This is a genomic window from Coprococcus sp. RTP21204st1_G4_RTP21204_210225, assembly GCF_040915385.1.
GTDB lineage: Bacteria > Bacillota > Clostridia > Lachnospirales > Lachnospiraceae > Allocoprococcus > Allocoprococcus comes.
Genome location: NZ_JBCPDP010000022.1, coordinates 14,616 through 36,021, shown reverse-complemented (window position 1 = coordinate 36,021; position 21,406 = coordinate 14,616). Strand labels below are relative to the sequence as shown.

Annotated in this window: 20 protein-coding genes; 1 reads left to right on the top strand and 19 read right to left on the bottom strand. The window is 42.8% G+C overall.

The window, feature by feature from the left end; translation table 11 throughout:
- Position 1 precedes the first annotated feature (1 nt).
- The 6 genes from AB5213_RS15010 to AB5213_RS14985 form a co-directional block, all read right to left on the bottom strand.
- Positions 2-265, bottom strand: a complete 264-nt coding sequence (locus tag AB5213_RS15010; protein ID WP_008368491.1) for an HPr family phosphocarrier protein — start codon at positions 263-265, stop codon at positions 2-4.
- 99 nt (positions 266-364) lie between these two features.
- Positions 365-2,554, bottom strand: a complete 2,190-nt coding sequence (locus AB5213_RS15005) for a PTS transporter subunit IIABC (RefSeq protein WP_055158214.1) — start codon at positions 2,552-2,554, stop codon at positions 365-367.
- Between the two features lie 236 nt (positions 2,555-2,790).
- Positions 2,791-4,176 (bottom strand): sodium-dependent transporter, encoded by a 1,386-nt coding sequence (locus AB5213_RS15000; RefSeq protein ID WP_055249337.1) that lies wholly within the window; start codon positions 4,174-4,176, stop codon positions 2,791-2,793.
- 349 nt (positions 4,177-4,525) lie between these two features.
- The gene (locus AB5213_RS14995) at positions 4,526-5,260 is read right to left on the bottom strand and encodes an amino acid ABC transporter ATP-binding protein (RefSeq protein ID WP_368276880.1); all 735 of its coding nucleotides are present in this window, start codon (positions 5,258-5,260) and stop codon (positions 4,526-4,528) included.
- 5 nt (positions 5,261-5,265) lie between these two features.
- Positions 5,266-5,910, bottom strand: coding sequence for an amino acid ABC transporter permease (locus AB5213_RS14990; RefSeq protein WP_008368496.1), 645 nt, complete (start codon positions 5,908-5,910; stop codon positions 5,266-5,268).
- A gap of 46 nt (positions 5,911-5,956) precedes the next feature.
- Positions 5,957-6,628, bottom strand: coding sequence for a transporter substrate-binding domain-containing protein (locus tag AB5213_RS14985; RefSeq protein ID WP_368276879.1), 672 nt, complete (start codon positions 6,626-6,628; stop codon positions 5,957-5,959).
- Between the two features lie 279 nt (positions 6,629-6,907).
- On the opposite strand from AB5213_RS14985, the gene hydF reads away from it, so the two are divergent.
- Positions 6,908-8,155: a [FeFe] hydrogenase H-cluster maturation GTPase HydF gene (gene hydF / locus AB5213_RS14980; protein ID WP_055249342.1), complete on the top strand. Its 1,248-nt coding sequence runs from the start codon at positions 6,908-6,910 to the stop codon at positions 8,153-8,155.
- A gap of 731 nt (positions 8,156-8,886) precedes the next feature.
- Here hydF and AB5213_RS14975 read toward each other — a convergent pair.
- The 13 genes from AB5213_RS14975 to AB5213_RS14915 form a co-directional block, all read right to left on the bottom strand.
- Complete coding sequence (locus tag AB5213_RS14975; protein ID WP_349096604.1) at positions 8,887-10,101, bottom strand: LL-diaminopimelate aminotransferase; 1,215 nt, start codon at positions 10,099-10,101, stop codon at positions 8,887-8,889.
- A gap of 26 nt (positions 10,102-10,127) precedes the next feature.
- Positions 10,128-10,955: a diaminopimelate epimerase gene (gene dapF / locus AB5213_RS14970; RefSeq protein WP_055249346.1), complete on the bottom strand. Its 828-nt coding sequence runs from the start codon at positions 10,953-10,955 to the stop codon at positions 10,128-10,130.
- A 23-nt stretch (positions 10,956-10,978) separates the two neighbouring features.
- The gene (locus tag AB5213_RS14965) at positions 10,979-11,524 is read right to left on the bottom strand and encodes an ANTAR domain-containing response regulator (RefSeq protein WP_008368502.1); all 546 of its coding nucleotides are present in this window, start codon (positions 11,522-11,524) and stop codon (positions 10,979-10,981) included.
- Positions 11,525-11,561: 37 nt separating this feature from the next.
- Complete coding sequence (glnA, locus tag AB5213_RS14960) at positions 11,562-12,893, bottom strand: type I glutamate--ammonia ligase (RefSeq protein WP_055262089.1); 1,332 nt, start codon at positions 12,891-12,893, stop codon at positions 11,562-11,564.
- A 269-nt stretch (positions 12,894-13,162) separates the two neighbouring features.
- Positions 13,163-14,152, bottom strand: coding sequence for a phosphate acetyltransferase (gene pta, locus AB5213_RS14955; protein WP_055158222.1), 990 nt, complete (start codon positions 14,150-14,152; stop codon positions 13,163-13,165).
- A gap of 139 nt (positions 14,153-14,291) precedes the next feature.
- Positions 14,292-14,996: a TetR/AcrR family transcriptional regulator gene (locus AB5213_RS14950; RefSeq protein WP_055158205.1), complete on the bottom strand. Its 705-nt coding sequence runs from the start codon at positions 14,994-14,996 to the stop codon at positions 14,292-14,294.
- A 204-nt stretch (positions 14,997-15,200) separates the two neighbouring features.
- Positions 15,201-16,517 (bottom strand): ATP-binding protein, encoded by a 1,317-nt coding sequence (locus tag AB5213_RS14945; RefSeq protein ID WP_055158203.1) that lies wholly within the window; start codon positions 16,515-16,517, stop codon positions 15,201-15,203.
- Positions 16,507-17,187 carry a winged helix-turn-helix domain-containing protein gene (locus tag AB5213_RS14940; RefSeq protein WP_008368508.1) on the bottom strand — a complete coding sequence of 227 codons (681 nt, stop codon included), beginning with the start codon at positions 17,185-17,187 and terminating at the stop codon, positions 16,507-16,509. Before AB5213_RS14940 ends, AB5213_RS14945 begins: the two co-directional genes overlap by 11 nt.
- 22 nt (positions 17,188-17,209) lie before the next feature.
- Positions 17,210-17,866 (bottom strand): phosphate signaling complex protein PhoU, encoded by a 657-nt coding sequence (gene phoU, locus AB5213_RS14935; RefSeq protein WP_055158201.1) that lies wholly within the window; start codon positions 17,864-17,866, stop codon positions 17,210-17,212.
- Positions 17,867-18,616, bottom strand: coding sequence for a phosphate ABC transporter ATP-binding protein PstB (gene pstB, locus AB5213_RS14930; RefSeq protein ID WP_055297679.1), 750 nt, complete (start codon positions 18,614-18,616; stop codon positions 17,867-17,869).
- 13 nt (positions 18,617-18,629) lie between these two features.
- Positions 18,630-19,517, bottom strand: coding sequence for a phosphate ABC transporter permease PstA (gene pstA, locus AB5213_RS14925; protein ID WP_008368513.1), 888 nt, complete (start codon positions 19,515-19,517; stop codon positions 18,630-18,632).
- A complete protein-coding gene (pstC, locus tag AB5213_RS14920) occupies positions 19,510-20,403 on the bottom strand; it encodes a phosphate ABC transporter permease subunit PstC (RefSeq protein ID WP_008368514.1) in 894 nt (297 codons plus the stop codon). Before pstC ends, pstA begins: the two co-directional genes overlap by 8 nt.
- Before the next feature lie 20 nt (positions 20,404-20,423).
- Positions 20,424-21,353, bottom strand: a complete 930-nt coding sequence (locus AB5213_RS14915; RefSeq protein ID WP_215634146.1) for a substrate-binding domain-containing protein — start codon at positions 21,351-21,353, stop codon at positions 20,424-20,426.
- Positions 21,354-21,406: the final 53 nt, after the last annotated feature.

Below are 21,406 nucleotides of genomic sequence, written 5' to 3'. Positions count from 1 at the left end.
CCTACAGATTCTCCTCTAATACTTTCTGGATTTCGGCGATTGCGTCTTCTTCGTCTTCGCCTTCAGCTGTGATGATAACCTCATTTCCTTTTTTTACGCCAAGACTCATAACTGCCATAATGCTCTTTGCATTAACTTCACGTGTATCTCCTGCTTTTTTGATCTTAATATCTGAAGTTTTTTTCGCAATTGCTTTTACCAGAATTCCTGCCGGTCTTGCGTGGATTCCCTGTGCATCTGTTACTACATACTTAAATTCTTTCATGATAAATTCTCCTCGTCTTTTTCTTTCATTTTTAGTTTACTTTTTTGACAGCGTTTTGCTTGCCAAAACGCCGCCATTATTAAAACAGCTTTCGCTGTTCTATTCTACTGTATCTACGGCAAATAGTGGATCGCCGGCTTTAACTTCTCCCGTCGCAAGGAGACGTACTCTCTGATTCTCTTCCAGTTCTGTACAAAGTACCGGTGAACAAAGAGACGGTGCATGCGAAGTCAGGAATGGAATATCGATCTTCATAAGCGGATCCCCCTTCTTCACTTTCTGACCATTTTCTACAAATACTTCAAATCCTTCACCGTTCAGAGATACGGTATCAATACCGATGTGAAGCAGCATGCCAAGTCCGCTTTCTGTCTGGAACCCAAGTGCATGCTTTGTTTCAAATACGAAAAGCACTTCTCCATCTTCCGGTGCGCAGATCACAGCATCTTCCGGTGTAACAACAGCTCCGTCACCCATCATTTTTCCTGCAAATCCTTCATCCGGACAGGTTGTAATATCGCCTGCCATACCGGTGATCGGACTGGATACAACAATTGTATTTACCACTTTTTCCTGGGTTTCATTATTTTCATTTACAGTATCTGTATTTTCTTCAGCTGAATTCTCTTCTGACACAGCAGCGCTCTCATAATATTCATCCGGAGCTGTTTCCAGATAATCTTCCAGTTTAGACTTAATCACAGTTACCTGCGGACCATAAATGATCTGGACACCCTGTCCCTTTTTCACGATTCCTCTGGAACCTGTTGTCTTGATGATCTCATCATTTACGCGGGCTGCGTCATGAACTGTGATACGAAGTCTTGTTGCACAACAATCCACATCACTGATGTTTTTCTTTCCGCCAAGCCCCTGTGTGATTGCCTCACTTACCGGATCTGCGGTCCCTGTATTCCCTGCTGTTTCTTTTCCTGCTTCTTTTCTGGCATTTACATCTGCCTTTGTATATAATTTTGTCTCTGTATCATCATCTTCACGTCCCGGTGTCTTGAAGTTAAACTTTTTGATCAGGAAACTGAAGATAAAGTAATACAGGAAGAAATAAATAATTCCAACCGGAATGATCCGAAGCCAGCTTGTCTTTGCATTTCCCTGCAGGATACCGAAAAGGAACAGATCCAGAAAACCACCAGAGAAGGTAAGTCCTACTGCTATATTCAGGATATGCGCGATCATGTAAGCAGAACCTGCAAGCACTACCTGTACAGCAAAAAGTGCCGGTGCAACAAAAAGAAATGAGAATTCCAGTGGCTCTGTAATACCCGTCATCATGCAGGCAAGTGTTGCAGAAAGTAGAAGTCCTCCTGCCTGTTTTTTCTTTTCCGGTTTTGCACAGCGGTACATCGCAAGTGCCGCTCCCGGAAGTCCGAAGATCATAAAGATAAATTCACCTGAGAAATATCTGGTCGCATCTGCGCTGAAATGTGCGATATTTGCAGAATCAGCAAGCTGTGCAAAGAAGATGTTCTGTCCTCCCTGTACCATCTGTCCCGCAACTTCCATTGTTCCACCGACTGCTGTCTGCCAGAATGGCATGTAAAATACGTGATGAAGTCCGAACGGAATCAAAGCTCTCTTAATAATACCAAAAATCAGGGTTCCCAGATATCCGCTTCCGGTTACCAGTCCGCCAAGTGCATAAATTCCATTCTGTACAACCGGCCAGGCAAAATACATTCCAATCCCAACAAACATGTACACCAGTGTAGAAATGATCGGAACAAATCTGGACCCTCCGAAGAATGATAACGCATTTGGAAGAACGATTTTGTGAAAACGGTTATGCAGAGCAGCAACACCAAGTCCTACAATAATACCACCAAACACACCCATCTGTAAGGACTGGATTCCGCAAACAGAAGTGATGGTTCCTTCCAGTACATTCGAAGCGATCGTTCCATCTGCGGTAATCTCTCCTGTGATCACAAGCATTGCATTGATTGCAACATTCATAACAAAGAATGCGATCAATGCAGAAAGTGCCGCTACTTCTTTTTCTTTCTTTGCCATACCGATTGCAACCCCAACCGCGAAAATCAGTGGCAGGTTGTCAAATACAGCACTTCCTACTTTGTTCATGATAATGAGTAACGAATTCAGGATGGTTCCGTCTCCTAAAATTTTCTCCAGACCATAAGTCTGGATTGTGGTAGCATTGGTAAACGAGCTACCGAATCCCAGCAGCAGACCCGCTACCGGAAGAATTGCGATTGGAAGCATGAAGGATCTTCCTACTCGCTGCAATACGCCAAAAATTTTGTCTTTCATTGCATGTACTCCTTTTCCTCAAGAAATTTTAATTACCTGGCTTATGCCAATGATATTATTTTCTTTCGTGGAAGCCTTTTATCCAAATTTTTGACGCAAAAAAGGCACTAACCCACACAAATATCAAAATAATATCTATGTATGGTTAATGCCTGCCGTACAGTTACACACCAAAATCTGTAACTTACAATAATTTATTTTTCACTAAATGTCAAGCCTTTTCTGAAATTTTCTTTTTATAATCCTACGGACTGCACTAAAAGAATCAGAAGCATCAACGGTGCAATTACCTTGATCATTGCAACATAAAGCTTTTCTCTGCCAAACCTGTATCCGCCAAGTGTCACTTCATCGATGATCACTTTTGGTTTTACAACCCATCCGATCAGAATACAGGTAAGCAGTGCCACCATCGGCATCAGACAGTTATTGCTGATATAATCCATCACGTCCAGAATCTGCGCTACCGTGCCGTTCGGAAGTTTCAGTTCGAAATAAAGCTTGTTGTATCCAAGACATACGATCACACCAACGATCATTCCATATAAAGTAGTCAGGATCGTTCCTTTTTTTCTGGATACATGGAATTTATCCATCATGCTTGATACGATTGCCTCCATAACAGATACAGAAGAAGTAACCGCTGCAAAAGATACCATCAGAAAGAATACAATTCCTACCAATACTCCTGCTGCCCCCATTGCTTTAAATACTTTTGGCAGAGATACAAACATCAGTCCCGGTCCTGCAGACATTCCTTCGGTTCCCATAAAAGTATAAACAGCCGGAATGATCATAAGTCCTGCCAGAAGCGCTACAAGCGTATCAAAAAACTCAATCTGGTTGATCGACTTCATCAGATTGGTCTCTTTCTTCGCATAGGATCCGTAAGTAACCATAATTCCCATCGCCACGCTGATTGAGAAGAAAAGCTGTCCCAATGCATCCATCACAACCGAAAGGAAACTTTTAACCGTCATCCCTCTAAAATTCGGGATCAGGTAAATCGCCAGTCCCTGCATACCGGTTCTTGTCACTCCATCTGCATTTGTATGTTTCAGGGTAATGGAAAATACAGAAATTCCCGCAATCAGTACAAACAGGATCGGCATCAGAATCTTACTGTATTTTTCAATTCCTTTATTTACTCCTTTATAAACAACCGTTGCCGTAATAAGCACATAGATCAGCATCCATATGATCGGCTGTCCGACCTGTGTAATATAGCCTGTAAAATATCCGTCTTCTGCTGCCTGCGCCCCATGACCCGTGAGAAATGCCGACAAATATTTGAGTACCCATCCACCAATCGAGCAATAATACGGAAGAATGATAACCGGTACTGCACATGCAAGCACACCGATTCCTCCCCATCCTTTATGCATCTGTTCATATGCAGTAAGCGGACTCTGTCCCGTCTTACGTCCGATCGCGATCTCTGTTGTCAGCAACGTAAACCCAAAGGTAAGTGCCAGTACCACATAGCACAGAATAAACACTCCGCCTCCACCTTTTGCTGCCAGATACGGGAATCTCCAGATGTTCCCCAGCCCGACTGCACTTCCCGCAGCCGCCAGCACGAATCCGATCGAGCCGGTAAAATTACTCCTCTTCTTTTCCATCTTTTCTACACTCCTTTTACAGTGGTGCCTCCGTACACACCATCTCCAGCTTTTTAATAATATGATGTGAGTGTCAATAAGTATCAATTGCTTATTTGTGCGAGCACAAACGCAATTGATACTTTTGACACTTACATCATAATATAGAAATTATATTTTTCTATAAGCCAAAAACACCTCCGCCGTATGGCGAAGGTCCCTTCTTTAGCTTTCTTCTTATTTTAACAATCGGATATAGGAAAGTCAATGGAAGTATTTTACTCATTTTCTTGATCTTTTTTACACTGGGGCAGGCTCTCACCTGCCCCTTTATGAGTAGTATATCAATAATTTTTACAAAACGTCTTATTTATGCAGTTGCCGGAAGAACACGGGATAAGAATGACTGCGTCCTTCTTTCTCTTGGTGCTGTAAAAATTGCATCCGGTCTGCCTTCTTCAACAACATATCCGTCTGCCATAAAGATGACCCGGTCTGCCACATCACGTGCAAAGCCCATTTCATGTGTTACAACGATCATCGTCATTCCTTCTTTCGCAAGAGATTTCATAACATCAAGTACATCTCCTACCAGTTCCGGGTCCAGCGCCGATGTCGGCTCATCAAACAACAACGCTTTCGGTTCCATTGCCAGTGCTCTTGCAATGGCAACTCTCTGCTGCTGTCCACCTGAAAGTGTACTCGGATATACATCCGCTTTATCCTTTAATCCTACCTTATCCAGAAGTTCCAGTGCTTTTGCATGCGCTTCTTCCTTATTCATGTGTTTGGTAAGGATTGGTGCCATCATAACATTCTGAACAACAGTCTTAAGCGGAAACAGATTGAATTTCTGGAAAGCCATTCCGACTTCCTCACGGAATTTGCGGATGTCACAATTCTTATCGAGAAGATTCTTTCCCTCATACTGTACGGTTCCGCCTGTCGGTCTTTCAAGCTGATTGATGCATCTTAAGAAAGTACTCTTTCCCGATCCGGAAGGTCCGATGATACAGACCACTTCACCTTCATTGATATCAAGATTGATATCCTTTAATACCTCCAGGTTCCCAAATTTCTTCGACAAATGATTTACTTTAATCATACCAATCACCTCATTTTCCTTTCTATCTGTTTCTGGACAATTATCAGTACCGAAAGTATCACCAGATAAAACGCTGCCAGTGCTGTGTATGTAGGAATTGCTTTAAAGCTCAACGCTGCATACGCCTGTGCCTGATGCGTGATCTCATTAACCGCAATCGCAGATAAAAGTGCGGTATCCTTAACAGAAATGATAAACTGGTTAAATAATGCCGGAAGTGCCGCTTTAAATGCCGGTGGGATAACCAGATGGATCATCGTCTGTGCACTTGTAAGTCCAAGTGATGCACCTGCTTCTTTCTGTCCCGGATCAATGCTCATCAACGCACCTTTTACAATTTCTGAAATAAATGCACCGGAATTCAGTGCGATAACGCCAATTCCCACTGCAGTGCTTCCAATATCGACACCCAAAAGCTTCGGAATTACAAAATATCCGTATAAAGCCTGCACCATAAGTGGTGTCGCACGAATGATCCAAATGTAAACTTCTGCAATTGCTTTCCCTATTTTATATTTCGACTGAAGCAGGTATCCACAGAGGCTTCCGATCAGGAAGCCAATTGTGATACCGACAACAGCAATTAAAATCGTAAGTTTTAATCCCTCAAACATCATTGGAAGTAAAACATTCAAAAAAGTCATATCCATATACTATCTCATCCTATCTTCTTTTTAGTTGCTGTCTGTTCTTTGATTATTCACACCATTTCGCATAGAGTTCATCTGTTGTGCCATTATCAATCAGTACCTTTACAGCTGCATTGATTTCATCATAATATTTGCATTCTTTAGAAATTGCTACGCAATACGGTGCCTGGCCCTGATTAAACTCATCCCCGACTACCTCCAGGTTGCTGTCCGGTGTTGTCTTAATATAGAAATATGCTCCAGGTCCATCCTGAATAACAGCATCTACTTTTCCCTGCTCCAAAGATTCATATGCAGTTGTGATCGTGTCATGTACTTCAAGCGTTGCACTTGTAAGGTTCTTGCTTGCATAAGTATGAGATGCGGTTCCCTTTTCAACGGCTATTTTTTTATCCTTCAGATCATCAACACTCTTAATTCCTTTATCGTCATTTTTATTTACCATAACGACCTGACCGGAATCACAATAGATATCACTGAAGTCCATAACTTCTTTTCTTTCATCTGTTGCACAAAGTGCTGCTGCTCCGATGTCCAGTTTATTTTCAGCAAGTGAAGTAGTAAGTGCCGAATAATCCATTGCCTGGAGGCCACCATCGATTTCGAATCCCAGAAGCTCCTGCAGATCATTTAACAGATCAACATCATATCCGATCAGCGTCTTTCCGTCCGCAGACACTCTCTCGTTCCCGGGATTGTTTGAGAAATTACTTTGCACTTCTGATTACTTTCTTTTCTGAAATACAAAAAGGATGCCGCATCTGATGCGACATCCTTGTCTGTTCGGTTCTTTATGAACTTGTGATTATTTTACCGCACTTTCACACTTTAGTCAATGAAACTTTTATCTAAAATTGCCAGTTTTATATGTTTCTTTTAAGTAAATTTTCACAAAATTGATTTTCTATAGTATATGTGATACACTATTTCCAGATTCAAACTGACTGCAAAGGAATTCCTGCGCAAAAAGAATACAAAAAAGGAGATTACAAAAACTATGAGTCTTAACAGCACCCCTTCTGCAGATCGTGTACATATCGGTATCTTCGGTCGCAGAAATGCCGGAAAATCCAGCATCATCAACGCTATCACCGGACAGAATCTTGCCATTGTATCTGATGTTCTCGGAACAACTACCGATCCGGTTCCAAAGGCAATGGAACTTCTCCCCCTCGGACCTGTCGTGATCATTGACACCCCGGGGCTTGACGACATCGGAGAACTCGGTGAACTGCGTGTCAAAAAAGCCTACCAGATTTTAAACAAAACAGATATCGCTGTTCTGGTAATCGATGCCTCTCTTGGCATGACACCAGAAGATTTATCCATCTTAAAGAAAATACAGGATAAGAAGATCCCTTACGTTGTGGTAAAAAATAAATCTGACCTCTGCTCTTCTGCTGAAAATGGCGCAGTCTGTCCGAACCTGGATTCTATGCCGGATGCTTCTTTTCATATAGATGCTTCCAACAGTATCGAAGTCAGCACAGTAACCGGATACCATGTTCATGAATTAAAAGAACTGATCGCAAGCCAGGCTCCGGAAGAAGATCAGGATAAATATCTCGTCCGCGATCTTTTAAATCCAAATGATTTTGTCGTTCTGGTCGTCCCGATCGACTCTGCCGCCCCAAAAGGACGTCTGATCCTCCCGCAGCAGCAGACCATCCGCGATGTACTGGAGGCTGGTGCAATCTCTATTGTAACCCGTGACACAGAATTGAAGGAAACACTTTCGTCTCTTGGCAAAAAGCCACGCCTTGTCATCACCGACAGCCAGGCATTTGCCAAAGTGTCTGCCGATACACCGGAAGATATTCCACTGACCTCTTTTTCCATCCTGCTTTCCAGATACAAAGGAAATCTGAAGCTTCAGGTCGAAGGCGCACAGATGCTGGACAAGTTGGAAGATGGTGACAAAATCCTCGTCTGTGAAGGCTGCACCCACCACAGGCAATGTGATGACATTGGAACAGTGAAGCTTCCTCGCTGGATCCGCCAGCATACCGGAAATAAAGACCTGCACTTTGAATTTACAAGCGGGACCGAATTCCCGGTAGATCTTTCACCTTATAAACTCATTATTCACTGTGGTGGCTGCACCCTGAACGAACGCGAAATGCAGTATCGCCTCAAATGCGCCGAAGATCAGGGCGTACCGATCACGAACTACGGAACCGCTATTGCTCACCTGAAAGGGGTATTGGAGCGGAGTCTCATACCGGTTAGGGGAAGTTTGGAATAAGGTTACGGGCGAAGTGGGGACGAGGTGACGGTTTCACGCCGGTCTTCATCGCCTGCATTCTGTAAAATTTAATCGGGACGGAAGTTGCGACACCGGACTGATTCGCTGGAAAATCTGATGATTTTCCGGCTCAGGCAGTCCTCAGATTCCGTACTTGTAGTACGAAATCTGGTCACAATTTCCGTCCCGATTAAATTAACAGACTGCACGGCTCTTACGAATGGCGTGAAACCGTCACCTCGTCCCCGCTCAGCCCTTACGTTATTCAAAGCTTCCGCATTGGCACATCATAGATGCGCCTCGCTGTGGATGGAAGGATTGTTTGTTCAGAATTGAAATTAATTCTTATTGTGTTTACTTTTATTCTGGCTTATATGTTATGAGTGATTTTGTTTTGGTATAGACACACATAACGGTTGAATAAAGCTTAAAGCCAGGTATCATTTTAAATTGTCTGCAGCGCCAAGGGCGTCGGATCACGGTGTGGATTTGGCGGTATATGGCGGCGTGTTACAGCCTGTTAATGAAAAAAAGAGAAAAGTGTGATCGGATTTCGTACCCCAAGTACGAAACTCCGAAAACTCCTGAGATGGAAAATCATCAGATTTTCCGTCGAATGAGTCTGGTATCACACTTTTCTCTTTCTTTTCATGTTACAGGCTGTTCACGCCAGAGTCCACTGCCAAATCCACACCGTGATCCGACGCCCGTCCCTGCAGTCAAATTTTCAATTAAATATTCTCAATTCTCCTGATCGCTTCCAACGTATTCTCGTAACTTCCAAATGCTGTCAGACGGAAGTATCCTTCCCCGCTCGGTCCAAATCCTGATCCCGGAGTTCCAACTACATTTGCTTTTTCAAGAAGGAAATCAAAGAATTCCCATGAAGTCATGTTATCCGGCGTCTTTAACCATACATATGGTGAGTTCACTGCTCCGGATACCGTGTATCCGGCATTCTTCAGACCTTCATAAATCGTTCTTGCATTCTTCTGATAGTATGCGATCTGCTCTTTGATCTGTGCTTTTCCGGCCTCTGTATAAACAGCAGCTCCGGCTTTCTGTACAATATAAGGTGCTCCATTGTATTTTGTTCCGTGACGTCTTGCCCACAGCGAATGAAGCATCACATCTCCACACTTAAGGTCTTTCGGAATGATCGTTGCGCCAAGACGTACTCCTGTAAATCCGGCATTCTTAGAAAAACTTCTAAGTTCGATTGCACAGGTTCTTGCTCCTTCACATTCAAAAATACTGTGTGGTACATCTTCCTCTGTGATATATGCTTCATATGCAGCATCATAAATGATCACTGCCCCGTTTTTATTTGCATAATCTACCCATTTCTGGAGTTCATCTTTTGTGATAGCCGCTCCGGTCGGATTGTTCGGGAAGCATAAATAGATCATATCCGGTACTTCTTTTGGCAGTTCCGGTACAAATCCATTTTCTGCTGTACAAGGCATGTAGATTACATTGCTCCATGTTTCTGTCTTTGGATCGTAAGTTCCGGTACGTCCTGCCATTACGTTTGTATCCACATATACAGGATATACCGGGTCTCCTACTGCGATTCTGCAGTCAGGTCCAAAGATCTCCTGGATATTTCCAGAATCACTCTTTGCTCCGTCTGAGATAAAGATCTCATCTGCAGCAATATCACATCCTCTTGCCTGGAAATCATTCTTTGCGATCGCGCTTCTTAAGAATTCATATCCAAGATCCGGTGCATATCCGTGGAATGTCTCTGCGTGTGCCATCTCATCAACTGCACTGTGAAGCGCTTCGATGATCGCAGGTGCAAGCGGCTGTGTTACATCACCGATTCCCAAACGGATGATCGGTGCATCCGGATTCGCTGCTGAAAACGCTGCAACTTTTTTGGCAATATTGGAAAACAGATAGCTTCCCGGTAACTTTAAGTAGTTTTCATTTACACTGTACATATGTCGTCTCCTTTGTGATTTGATCTTTATAGTACACCATCAAATACTTTAACCGCAGGCCCCTCCAAAAATACATGATTCACCTTACGGTCCCATCTGACAGATAACTCTCCACCTAATAATTTAACGATTACTTCCTCATCTGTCAAGTCATTCAGCACAGAAGCCACAACTGCTGCACATGCTCCGGTTCCGCAGGCAAGCGTTTCACCAACCCCCCGCTCCCACACACGGATCTCCATCCGGTTCCTCGCAGTCACATGACAGAACTCGATATTTGCCCTCTCCGGAAATCTCGGATGAAATTCTAACTCCCTTCCTGTCTCTTCCAGAGAAATCCCGTTTATCTCTTCTAAAAAGATTACCGCATGCGGATTTCCCATCGAAATCCCGGTCATGCGGTAGTTCTTCTCCTGTACCTCAATCGGATCATTGATCACCAGATCCTTTTCACTCAGGATTGGAATGCTGTGTGCGTTCAGTCTTGGAACACCCATATCTACCATAGCACCGCAGGCTTTCCCATCCTGAATATGAAGGTGCATGTTACGAATTCCGGATTTCGTCTCGATACTGAGAGTTTCCTTTCCGGTAAGTCTGTAATCATATACATATTTTCCAAGGCATCGGATGCCATTGCCGCACATCCCGGCAACAGATCCATCCGAATTGTATATCTCCATTTTAAAATCAGACACCTTTGACGGACATATCAGAATCAGACCATCCGCTCCGATCCCGTAATGCCTGTCACAAAGTGTTCTTGCAAATCCAGGTGGATCTTCCACCCTTTCTCTGAAGCAGTTTATACACACATAATCATTTCCAAGACCATGCATTTTTGTAAAGATCATATATCCTGCCTCTTTAATCTCCTTTATTCCGCCATAATACTAAGTACCATCTGAGCTGTCTCCACCATATTGACACCGCTCTCCATACTACATTTCTGCAGATAGCGATGCGCTTCTTCCTCCGTCATATTATTACGTTCCATCAGAAGACTCTTTGCCTCTTTTACAAGTGCCTGCTGCTCCGGATTCCGGTTCTTAAGCTCTGCTCTTCTTTTCTTTCTCCGCCTGCCAATCGATTGTGCCATCATCTCGATCGTGTTCATCAGATCAAATACCTTAAATGGCATCGACAGGCTGATCACTCCCGGCGTCCTGTCACTGCATTTCTCCGGCGATGCGATCAAAAGCATCTCAATCGTACTCGGCAGATAATCTCTCAATTCATTATATAACATATCTGTCATTTTATAACCACAAACTACAATTCCATCATCCAGATTATCTGCCAATTGAACCGCCTGTGCTCCGGTTACCCCCACACCAATCACGTCAAATCCATTTCGTACCAGTATATTGCGAATATTGGTTGCAATCTCCTTTTTTGGAAATACAACAATAATACTGCTCATAATACCAGCCTCCTGCCTTTAGAATTGGAAAGTTTCTTTAGAATTTCTGTAAGTACTCATTAATTTCCCATTCTGTAACCTGAGTGCGGTATGCTCTGTATTCTGCACGCTTTGACTCGATCAGCTTCTGTGACAGTTCTTCTCCCAGTACTTCCTGCATAAACTGATCTTTCTGGAATTCTGTGATTGCTTCTCTTAAGCTTGCCGGAAGCTCCTCAATTCCAAGTGCATTTTTCACCACATCTGTCATTTCGTAAATATTCTCATCTACACTCTCCGGCGGCAGGATCTTGTTTTTAATTCCTTCCATTCCGGCAGCCAGACATACGGCAAGTGCCAGATATGGATTTGCTGCCCCGTCCGGACTTCTGAGTTCGACTCTTGTGCTTTCCCCTGATACCCGTGGAATACGGATCAGAGGAGTCCGGTTATTCGCTGACCAGGCAATATATACCGGTGCCTCATATCCGGGAACCAGTCTCTTATAGGAATTCACGATCGGATTTGTGATAAAGCTGATCGCTTTGATATGCTTCATAAGTCCGCCGATAAAATAGTAAGCCTCCTTGCTCAGACCATTCGGATCTTTTTCATCTGCAAAAACATTCTTTCCATCTCTTGACAGAGACATATTCAGATGCATTCCTGAGCCATGGATACCATCCTTTGGCTTTGGCATAAATGTAGCATGAAGCCCGTGTCTTTTTGCGATTGTTTTGGTAACAAGCTTAAATGTCATGATATTGTCTGCTGCATCCATCGCCTCTGTATATTCCAGATCGATCTCATGCTGTGCCGGTGCCATCTCGTGATGAGATGCCTCCACACCGTACCCCATATCTTCCATTGTAAGAACAATATCACGTCTTGCATTCTCTCCCTGGTCCAAAGGTCCCAGATCAAAATATCCTGCACGTTCATTGGAAATCGTCGTCGGATTTCCCGCATCATCCGTCTCAAACAGGAAAAATTCGCATTCCGGTCCTACGTTAAAGTCATATCCCATCTCTTTTGTCTCGGAAAGTACCTTCTTAAGAACATGTCTCGGATCGCTTTCGTAAGCTGTTCCATCCGGTCTGTAAATATCGCAGATAAATCTTGCAACCTTTCCCTGCTGCGGTCGCCACGGGAAAATTTCAAATGTATTCAGATCCGGGTGCAGATACATATCCGATTCTTCGATTCTGGCAAATCCTTCTATCGAAGATCCATCAAACATACATTTATTATCCAGTGCTCTCTTAAGCTGGCTTACTGTAATCGCTACATTCTTCATTGTTCCGAAAATATCGGTGAACTGCAGCCTGATAAATCCCACGTCTTCTTCCTCGACAAGATTCAGGATATCTTCTCTCGTATAATTTTTCATATTCATACAAATCCTCCCGTTTTTACTACTCATAAATAAAATGATGATACCAGGGTCAAAAGGTCAGAAAGCCGATGCAAGCTTGCTTGCAAGAGGATTTTTTACCTTTTCCAACATCAGGTGATGTACATTCGCCAAATGCAGATCCGTTGTGCAAGCACAAATCTGCACTTGGCTCATCGCATCCACAAAAAGGGCGTTCTCAATCCATTTTGAAAACGCCCTTGTTTGTTATATTATAATTTTCGTCTGAATATTTGTCAATACTCTTAGTCTTCTACGAGTGCTGCTGTAATGATTGCCATAGAATAAACTTCTTCTGCATTGCATCCACGGGACAGGTCGTTGATCGGTGCATTAAGACCAAGAAGGATCGGTCCGTATGCATCAAAGTTACCAAGTCTCTGTGCGATCTTATATCCGATGTTACCTGCGTTGATATCCGGGAAGATAAATGTATTTGCCTGACCTGCTACTTCACTGTTCGGGCATTTTGTTCTTGCAACACGCGGAGATACAGCTGCATCAAACTGAAGCTCTCCTTCGATCGGAAGTGAAGGATACAGTTCTTTTGCTTTTGCTGCTGCATTACGCATCTTATCTACATCTTCACCCTTTCCAGATCCAAGTGTAGAGTAGCTTAAGAATGCAACCTTTGGATCGATACCAAAGTGTTTACCACATTCTGCAACTTCCCATGCGATTTCTGCAAGCTGATCCTCTGATGGTTTGAGATTAATCGCGCAGTCACCCATAGCAAGAACTTCGTTCTCACCTGTAGCTGACGGACGAACCAAAATGAAGCAGGAAGATACACAGCTTGATCCCGGTTTGGTCTTGATCAGCTGAAGTGCCGGACGTACGGTATCTGCTGTAGAGTAAGTAGCTCCTCCAAGAAGTGCGTCTGCAACTCCCATCTTAACCAGCATGGTTCCAAAATAGTTGTTTTTCTTAAGTGTCTTTGCTGCCTGCTCCGGTGTAACACCTTTGCTCTTACGAAGTTCGCAGAACAGTTCTACCATCTCGTCAAATCTCTCATAATCATCCGGATCAATGATCTCTCCGCCACGGATGTTGTATCCATACTTTTCAGCTGCTTCTAATACTGCTTCTTTATTTCCAACAAGAATTGGTGTAAGGAAGCTTCCTGCTAAAAGACGGGAAGCTGCCTCAAGAATTCTCTCATCTGTTCCTTCTGTAAAAACGATCGTTTTTGGATTTTTCTTCAGCTCTTGAATCATCATGCCGAAGCCTTTCATATTGTCCATTAAATTGCCTCCTTATTTCGTGTGTTCGATACTTTCACATATACTTTACCACGTTTTTTGGGGATTGCAATTTAATTAAATTTTTAACAAGGATTGTATTTAAAAATAACCAAAAACCGGCGTTTTTTCCTTATTTACGGTATCCTTTATAGCCTTTCAGATTGTTGGCAAGAGCCATAACGATCGTATCTACATCATCTACCATCAGTTTTACACGTTCCGGAATCTGCTCTTCCCCTATCCCGTTTTCATATACATCTTTGAAGTAGCCTTCAAAGAGCATGCACACCATCCGGTTTAATTTTACTGCATTGTCATATGTAATACCACCAACATTGATACACCGCTTGCACATCTCAAAATCACGTGCCAGAAAGCTTGGTGTCTGAAGCATATTGTAGAAAAAGCGGTTAACATTTACAATATCTTCCGGAAACATTTCATAATATTCCCGCATTGCTTCTTTGAGTTTTACATTGTTATACTCAAAAAATAACAGATTATATGCTTCCGGATTATGAAATGCCTCCGTTGCATAACAATCCCACACACCTACATATACCTGCCACATATTCTTCCAGGATTTCTCAGCCTCATTCAGCCTGTCTATGTAACCGGTTAAAATTCTGAGTTCTGCATAGTATAAAAGTTCAGACACATTATCAAAGTACCTGTACAGACTTGCTGATGAGCACCCCATCTCCTTAGCAATCCTGCGGATAGATACTGCCTGAATCCCTTCTTGCTGAATGATCTCATGTGCTTTCTGGATATAATCCCTTCTGGATAATCCTTTAAAATAATTGCTGCTCGTACTCTGCTTCTGTTCTTCCATAGTTGCCTCTCATTTTCCATGTGAATCTCTACACAGATTGTATCCGGCACTCTTCCATACCGAATTCAACCATTTTTTAATTTTAGTCATATTACTCTTTATTATACATGATTCTGTTTTTGATATAAAATAGAAAAAAGCTATAATATTTCATAGCTTTTTTCTATACATTATACATTTAATTTCCCAATTGTAAACAGTTTTTTAACAATGAAAAATAAGCTCCATTTTTGTACCTTTTCCTTCTTCACTTTCCACATGGATTTCTGCGTTATGCAAAAGTGCTCCATGCTTTACAATTGAAAGACCCAGACCTGTTCCACCGGTCTCTCTGGAATGGCTCTTATCCACCCGGTAAAAACGCTCAAAAATACGATCCTGATGCTCTTTTGGGATTCCGATTCCGGTATCCTGGACAATGACTTTTTTCCCATTCAGTGTATTTCCAACCCAGATATTTACTTTTCCATTTTCTTTATTGTATTTGATCGCATTTTCACAGATGTTGTAGATCATCTCATCCAGGATCTGACGGATTCCAAAACATTCCACATGTTCTCCTACCACTTCAACCTGTATTCTGCGTTTTTCTGCCTGAAGTGCCAGACGGCTCACAATCTCCCTTGTCATCTGATACAGATCCACATTCTCTTTTTCAAGCTCCACACTGCCCTCATCCAGCTTTGACAGCTTGATAATATCACCGACCAGGGTGATCATCCTGCTTGCCTCTTTATAGATCCGTTCACTGAATCCCTGCATATCTTCCGATTTTACAAGACCGTTCATCATAATTTCTGCATATCCCGAAATCGAGGTCAGAGGAGTCTTCAGCTCATGGGAAACATTTGCAGAGAATTCTCTCCTCATCTGTTCAATTGCTGCTTTTTCTTTATTCTGCCTGTCAATTCTTTCAAGCAGCGGATGCAACTCTTCATATACATCATTTTCCAGTGGTTCTTCCAGATCCAGATTGTTAATCGGTGCAATCAGCCTTTTCACCTGATGCCTTGTCATAAACCATGCAACACATGCCATCATGACCCCGATCGCAATCATATACGGTAAGATCATAAATGCTGTATTCCAGACCGTATCCATGCCTCTTGACACACGCAGGACAGAGCTATCATCCATCTTCAACGCATAATAGTACATCTCCTGTCCTTTGCTGTCTGACATACGGATATCCTGCCCACTGCCATTTGCCAATGCCTCTTTGAATTCTTTTCTTGATTTGTGGTTTGCCAGCGTTTCCTGATCATTTCCGGTATCATAAAGTACTTTTCCGTCTTTATCGATCCATGTTACCCTGGTGCGCTTACTGACCTTATCCATGGTGCCAAAATATTCTTCTCCGGATATTTCTATTGCCGCCCGGATATATCCTGCCTCCTGAACCAGTTCACTGCGCCGGATATCCAGCGCCTGCCGGTAAATAACCAGAGTAACCAGAATATACGAGATCAGTAGTGACATCGTAACCACAAAAATCATACTTTTCTGGATTCTATTTCGCATCGATCTCTCCTATACGGTATCCAACTCCACGGACAGTCTCAATATATTCTCCTGCCTGTCCCAGCTTCTGGCGCAGGGTTCTTACATGGACATCTACCGTTCTGGTCTCACCGTCAAAATCATATCCCCAGATTTCTTCCAGTAATTTATCTCTTGTCAGAACAATATTCTGATTCTCCATAAGTTTTCTCAACAGCTCATATTCTTTCAATGTTAATGCTACCGGTTCTCCCGCTACCGTTACTTCATGCTTTTTACGGTCCATGCGGATCTCACCCAGCACATAGGTATCATCCTCTTCTTTTTTCGATGTCCGTCTGAGTACTGCACGGATTCTGGATACCAGTTCCATCATTCCAAATGGTTTGGTCACATAATCATCTGCTCCCGCATCCAGTCCCATGACCTTGTCATATTCTGCACCCTTTGCCGTAACCATGATGACCGGAATATCTTTGGTTCTCCCGGAAGTCTTCAGCTTCTTCAGGATCTCCATTCCATCTTCTCCAGGGAGCATGATATCAAGCAAAATCAGCTCTGGCAGTTCCTCTGCCAGAGCTTCAAAGAATGATGTGCCTTCTTCAAATCCACGGGCCTCAAATCCCGTAGTCTCAAGTGTATATACTACTAATTCCCGGATGTTCGCTTCATCCTCCACACAAAAAATCATTCTCGTTCTCCTTTAATTTCTTTTAGATTGCAGTTCCGCCTGCATGAATACCTGTAATTGAAAATTCAACCCACTCTGCAATATTTGTTGCATGATCTCCGATCCTCTCCAGATATTTTGCGATCATGATCAGGTCGATCGCCTCATCTCCGGCACTTCCTTTGTGATCGGAAATAAATTTTATCAGATCTCCTTTTACCAGATCAAAAAGATCATCTACCTCATCATCTGCATCCATGACTTTTCTTGCAAGCTCCAGATCTTTCTGTACATAGGCAGATACACTGTCTCTTACCATCTTTACAGTCGCCTCTGCCATCCGGTTAATATCCTTCAGATTCTTTTCCTCTGTTGATTTTGTTGCGATCACAATATCTGCAATATCCGCAGTCTGATCTCCGATACGTTCCATATCCGTGATCATCTTAAGTGATGCCGAGATCCTTCGCAGATCCCGCGCTACCGGCTGTTGCTGAAGCAAAAGCTTCAGGCAGAGATTTTCAATTTCTTTTTCCATCTGATCGATCTCGCTGTCTGCTGTAATGACAGCCTTTGCTCTGGCAATATCATGTCCTTCCAGAGCTCCTGTTGCTTCCTCGATTGCCGTCTCGCAAAGTTCTCCCATATGGATAAGCATCTCATTAAGTTCTTCCAGCTGTCTGTCAAATCTGTTCCGCATTTAACCAAACCTCCCTGTAATATAATCTTCTGTCCTCTTATCGGACGGAATCGAGAATAATTTTTCAGTATCATTATATTCTACAACTTCTCCAAGAAGGAAAAATGCGGTATTGTCCGACACTCGGACTGCCTGCTGCATATTATGTGTTACCATAACGATAGTATAATCTTTTTTCAGTTCCATCGCAAGGTCTTCTATCTTGGATGTTGAGATCGGATCCAGTGCGGAAGTCGGTTCATCCATCAGAAGTACTTCCGGTTCTACTGCAAGTGCACGTGCAATGCAAAGTCTCTGCTGCTGTCCACCGGACATGCCAAGTGCACTCTTTTTCAGACGGTCCTTACACTCGTCCCAGATAGCTGCATTACGCAGTGATTTTTCTACAATATCATCCAGTTTTGCCTTTGAACGGATTCCATGCGTTCTCGGTCCATAAGCAATATTATCATAAATGCTCATCGGGAATGGATTTGGTTTCTGGAATACCATTCCGACTCTTTTTCTCAGGACATTTACGTCCATTCCTTTAAAAATATTCTGTCCGTCCAGAAGGACTTCGCCGTCAATCCTGCATCCTTCTACCAGATCATTCATACGGTTGATCGACTTGAGAAGTGTGGATTTACCACAACCACTCGGTCCGATGAACGCGGTGATCTTATTTGGCTCGATCTCAAGGTTAATGTTTTTCAGCGCCTTGAAATCGCCATAATATAAATCAAGATTTTTTACACTTATCTTTGACATTTTCTTTTCCTCTCTATGCTTTCGTCAGTTTCTTCGCAACCACACCGGAAAGGGTGTTGATCGCAACAACCAGTACAAGCAAAATAACAGCTGTCGCATACGCCTGGTTCATATACAGCCCTTCGCTTGACAGCATATACATATGGATTGCCAGTGTCCGACCGGAACCAAGTACATTCTTTGGCACCTGTGCAACCGTTCCTGCTGTATAAATCAGTGCTGCCGTCTCTCCTACGATACGTCCAATGGCAAGGATCACACCTGCAAGGATTCCAGGAACTGCCGATGGAAGCACGATACGGAATACGGTACGGAGCTTTCCGGCTCCAAGTCCAAAGCTTCCTTCTCTGTAAGAATCCGGAACTGCTTTAAGTGCTTCTTCTGTCTGGCGCATGATCAGCGGAAGAATCATGATCGATAAAGTAAATGCACCTGCCAGAACGGAAAATCCCCATTTCAGCGTATTTACAAAGAACAGCATACCAAACAGACCATATACGATAGACGGAATGCCCGAAAGAGTCTCCGTCGTCAGGCGGATCACTTCGATAAATTTATTCCCCTTTCCTGCGTATTCCACAAGAAAGATTGCTGAAAAAATGCCAAATGGTACTGCGATCAAAAGCGAAAGCAGTGTCATAACAACCGTATTGATCAATGCCGGTATAACAGATGCATTGTCCGATGTATAATGTAATGAAAATAATGACGGTTTAATGTACGGAATTCCATTGATCAAAATATAAAAAATCAGGAACAGGAGCAATGCAAACGTGATAAATGTCGCAAGCATCACAAGAAACATCAAAATCATGGATCCCGGATGTCTCAGATAGCTTTTTATCTTATCTGTAAAATTTTCCCGGTTGATATAAACAGGTTTTTTCGTCTGATCACTCATGTTCACCCCTCCTCTTAAGCAGCGCAACACTAAAATTGATGATCAGGATAAATACAAAAAGTACAACTCCTGTAGCAATCAGCGCTTCCCTGTGAAGTCCGGTCGCATATCCCATCTCAATTACAATATTACCAGTCAGAGTACGGACACCGAGCAGAATATTATTGACCAGTCTAGGCTGGTTTCCTGCGATCATAATAACTGCCATGGTCTCACCGATCGCACGTCCGATTCCAAGTACGATTCCTGTGATCACACCGGACTTTGCCGCCGGAATCACAACTTTGAAAATACTTCTTTCCTGGGTTGCGCCAAGTGCCAGCGAGCCTTCATAGTACTGTGGTGGTACTGCACGCATTGCACTTTCTGTTGTCCCGATGATCGTTGGAAGGATCATCATACCAAGTACAATTGATGTAGTCAGGATTCCTTTTCCATCTCCGGATTTTTCAACCAGTCCCATCATCTTTAAAGTTCTTCCGAAGTCCCGAATGATCGGAACTACGATCACCATGCCGAAGAAACCATATACAACTGACGGAATTCCCGCAAGCAGTTCAGTTGCTGCTTTTAACGGTCTGTAAATTTTCTTCGGGCAATACATAGCCATAAATACCGAAGTCAGAATTCCGATCGGTACACCAAATATAATTGCTCCTGCCGTCACATAGATACTTCCGATGATCATCGGAAAAATACCAAAAAGTTCATTTCCCGGACGCCAGATATCACCGGTTATAAATTTTACAAATCCTATCTGTCTGATTGCAGGGATTCCATTTGCAAACAAGAAGATGCAAATGAGAGCTACCGCCAGCACCGAAGTGCAGGCGGCAATGAAGAACACTCCCTGCATGACTTTTTCAGTCCATGCTTTTGATTTCATTCTTTAATTTCCTCTTTTATTTATTTGGAAACTTCATCCCATGTTGTAACATCCCCAACATAGATTGATTTTACCTGATCTGCTGAAAGCTCATCTGCCGTGTTAGCTTTATTTACGATCACTGCAATACCATCTGTTGCGATTACTGTTGCTTCAAGTTCTGAAGCTTCGTCATCTTTCAGTTCTCTGGATGCCATACCGATGTCATAGCTTCCTTCGATCGTAGATGTCATACCTGTTGTAGAATCTGAAGTCTGAAGCTCAATGTCTGCATTTGGGTTTACTTTCTTATATGCTTCAATCAGTTTTTCCATCAGCGGTGATACGGAAGAAGATCCACCTACTACACATTTTCCAGATGGTTTTGATCCTGCATAAGCTTCTACATCCGATACCGGAATGTATTTTTCATTTGATACGATTTTCTGTCCTTCTGTACTCATAATATATGCCATAAAATCTTTTGCAACTTCATTATCAAGATCTTTCTTCACTGCAATATTGAAAGGTCTTGACACTTTGTAAGAACCATTTTCGATATTGTCTGCTGTGGCTTCTGCTCCGTCAATCTTCAGAGCCTTTACGCTGTCATTTAAAGATCCGAGTGATACATAACCGATTGCATATTCGTCACCTGCTACAGTTGTAAGCATTACCGATGTATTATTTGTAATCTGCGCATCTGTTGTTGTCATATCTACTTTCGTTCCGTCTGACTGTTTTTCTTCTATTCCGAACAGCTCAATGAAAGCTCCTCTTGTACCGGATCCATCTTCACGGGATACAATTGTAATATCATTTGATGTATCAAAATCACTTCCGCCATCTGCGCTGCTGTTATTCGTACTGCCCTCTGCGCTCTTGTCAGATGATGATCCTCCGCATCCAACTGCCATTGTTGCTGCCATTGCTGCTACAAGTGCTACTGCCATTAATTTTCTGAATTTCATAATACTAAAATCCTCCGTTTTATGTGTTTTTATTTTTTCTTTTCTTCACGGTC

Bases quoted from the DNA above. Each gene is read 5' to 3' on its own strand.
- glnA (WP_055262089.1), bottom strand. From the start codon at position 12,893: ATGAAAAATTATACGAGAGAAGATATCCTGAATCTTGTCGAGGAAGAA.
- pstC (WP_008368514.1), bottom strand. From the start codon at position 20,403: ATGAAATCAAAAGCATGGACTGAAAAAGTCATGCAGGGAGTGTTCTTC.
- AB5213_RS14915 (WP_215634146.1), bottom strand. From the start codon at position 21,353: ATGAAATTCAGAAAATTAATGGCAGTAGCACTTGTAGCAGCAATGGCA.
- pstA (WP_008368513.1), bottom strand. From the start codon at position 19,517: ATGAGTGATCAGACGAAAAAACCTGTTTATATCAACCGGGAAAATTTT.
- pstB (WP_055297679.1), bottom strand. From the start codon at position 18,616: ATGTCAAAGATAAGTGTAAAAAATCTTGATTTATATTATGGCGATTTC.
- AB5213_RS15010 (WP_008368491.1), bottom strand. From the start codon at position 265: ATGAAAGAATTTAAGTATGTAGTAACAGATGCACAGGGAATCCACGCA.
- AB5213_RS14990 (WP_008368496.1), bottom strand. From the start codon at position 5,910: ATGGATATGACTTTTTTGAATGTTTTACTTCCAATGATGTTTGAGGGA.
- AB5213_RS15005 (WP_055158214.1), bottom strand. From the start codon at position 2,554: ATGAAAGACAAAATTTTTGGCGTATTGCAGCGAGTAGGAAGATCCTTC.
- AB5213_RS15000 (WP_055249337.1), bottom strand. From the start codon at position 4,176: ATGGAAAAGAAGAGGAGTAATTTTACCGGCTCGATCGGATTCGTGCTG.
- AB5213_RS14950 (WP_055158205.1), bottom strand. From the start codon at position 14,996: ATGGAAGAACAGAAGCAGAGTACGAGCAGCAATTATTTTAAAGGATTA.
- dapF (WP_055249346.1), bottom strand. From the start codon at position 10,955: ATGATCTTTACAAAAATGCATGGTCTTGGAAATGATTATGTGTGTATA.
- hydF (WP_055249342.1), top strand. From the start codon at position 6,908: ATGAGTCTTAACAGCACCCCTTCTGCAGATCGTGTACATATCGGTATC.
- AB5213_RS14945 (WP_055158203.1), bottom strand. From the start codon at position 16,517: ATGCGAAATAGAATCCAGAAAAGTATGATTTTTGTGGTTACGATGTCA.
- AB5213_RS14995 (WP_368276880.1), bottom strand. From the start codon at position 5,260: ATGATTAAAGTAAATCATTTGTCGAAGAAATTTGGGAACCTGGAGGTA.
- AB5213_RS14975 (WP_349096604.1), bottom strand. From the start codon at position 10,101: ATGTACAGTGTAAATGAAAACTACTTAAAGTTACCGGGAAGCTATCTG.
- pta (WP_055158222.1), bottom strand. From the start codon at position 14,152: ATGAAAGGCTTCGGCATGATGATTCAAGAGCTGAAGAAAAATCCAAAA.
- AB5213_RS14940 (WP_008368508.1), bottom strand. From the start codon at position 17,187: ATGATTTTTTGTGTGGAGGATGAAGCGAACATCCGGGAATTAGTAGTA.
- phoU (WP_055158201.1), bottom strand. From the start codon at position 17,866: ATGCGGAACAGATTTGACAGACAGCTGGAAGAACTTAATGAGATGCTT.
- AB5213_RS14965 (WP_008368502.1), bottom strand. From the start codon at position 11,524: ATGAGCAGTATTATTGTTGTATTTCCAAAAAAGGAGATTGCAACCAAT.